The organism is Arsenophonus sp. ENCA, assembly GCF_002287155.1.
Classification (GTDB): domain Bacteria; phylum Pseudomonadota; class Gammaproteobacteria; order Enterobacterales; family Enterobacteriaceae; genus Arsenophonus; species Arsenophonus nilaparvatae.
Genome location: NZ_NHNG01000635.1, coordinates 1 through 1153, shown reverse-complemented (window position 1 = coordinate 1153; position 1153 = coordinate 1). Strand labels below are relative to the sequence as shown.

Here is a 1153-nt window from a genome sequence, read left to right as displayed (position 1 = left end):
TTTAAGAGATGATCTCATTCTTAAGCGACCAAACTTAATAACAAGAAGATCATTTTCACGTAAAGAGAATAGGAACAGTAATTTTAATCAAAACCCATTAAGTAGCATTGGAAAATGTTTTTTGAGTAGCAATAACTGTTCTTATGGTGATGTTTATTTAAAAATAAACGTCAATCATCCTGATGAAGATCTTCTACAAGAGTTACTTTATTTGATCGGTTCGTGGAGAAAAACACTTAACATAGAAGATCCAAATAAAGATGTTGTCATTCAATCATGGGATGTAGTTAAAGCTAAATTAATTAAATATAAAGCAATACCATTACTTGATTTATGGATGTGGTCAGATATTACTGGCAATCGAATTAAAAACGAAGTGTTAGCAGTAACACTTTATCCAGACGGTGAGTACGGATCCAATAACATAGCCCAAACGATAGAACCTTTTTTAGAGAAAATTTTCTCATTTTTTTCTATGAAAAAATTTAGCAGAGAAATTCTAGAGAAATAAAATCAGGAAATAATTCTGCGAAAAAAATCTCTTTTTTTTATGTATTTCATAACCCTACCAAACAATAGACATTCTTCCACATGTCGGAATAACCATGATGTGGAGAAGAATGCTAACCATCTTTTTTTACCCCCTCATCTCTATGGCTATCAAGTGCAATGAAAGTTAATGCATTGCCCTCGGCTGTTTTAAATAAATGTAAATCCCTTTCATAGCTACGTTTCTGGCTGTGAATACGCTCTTTAACAAAATTTGGTATCAGCAAAAAAAGTCTGTGAAACGGATGGCAGGGAAGTTGCGCCTGTAATTTGCTGATAGCTTCGTAGGTTGTTTATGCGAAGCGGAGTTGAGCCTACTTTACGTAGGGACTTTCCGAACGGGGTACGCTGACGCTAGCGTACACAAACACCAAATAACCAATAGGTGGATTTGTGGTGAGTATCTTTTGGTACTCAGCAAAAAATCTTCTTAAGTCCTTTAAGCCATAACCTAACCTTTAAGAGAACACATGAAAAAATTAATTGAATTACGTCAACAAAAAGCAGGCGTTGCCGAGCAGATGCGCGCTTTACTTACTCAATCTGAACAGGAGCAACGCAGCCTGAATAGCGAGGAAGCCAAGCAGTTTGACGAACTACGTGC

Annotated in this window: 1 protein-coding gene and 1 pseudogene; both read left to right on the top strand. The window is 35.9% G+C overall.

The annotated features are described in order from the left end of the window. Positions 1-511 (top strand): DUF6387 family protein (locus CBG25_RS16435; RefSeq protein WP_290607945.1); only part of this gene is annotated, 511 nt, incomplete at its 5' end. 508 nt (positions 512-1019) lie between these two features. After that, positions 1020-1153 (top strand): annotated as a pseudogene (locus CBG25_RS16430) (phage major capsid protein); the annotation flags it as partial.